1 protein-coding gene is annotated in these 274 nt (G+C 58.8%); it reads left to right on the plus strand.

Annotation, left to right across the window (positions count from 1 at the left end; genetic code table 11):
• Nucleotides 1-24 precede the first annotated feature (24 nt).
• Nucleotides 25-274 (plus strand): Tn3 family transposase (locus HBA93_RS21115; RefSeq protein ID WP_286202111.1); only part of this gene is annotated, 250 nt, incomplete at its 3' end.

Raw genomic sequence — 274 nt, forward strand, 5'->3', positions numbered from 1 at the left:
CTGCGCGACTTTCCGGACCGGAGGTTGACCTGCTTCGGGAGCGCGAAAGCGTGGCCCACTTTATCGCCTATCATGGGCAAACCGATCAACGAAGAGGTGATCCGGCAGCATTGGGGCGACATCATGCGGCTCGCGGCCAGCATACGTGACAAATCCATCAAACCGTCTGAAATCCTGCGCAAGCTTGGGGCGTACCGCCAGCAAAACCGGCTATACCTCGCTCTGGGTGAAATCGGTCGGATCGAACGCACGCTCTTCATGCTCGACTGGATCG

This window comes from Ochrobactrum sp. SFR4 (genome assembly GCF_019730395.1).
In the GTDB taxonomy this organism is placed as follows: Bacteria; Pseudomonadota; Alphaproteobacteria; order Rhizobiales; family Rhizobiaceae; genus Pseudochrobactrum.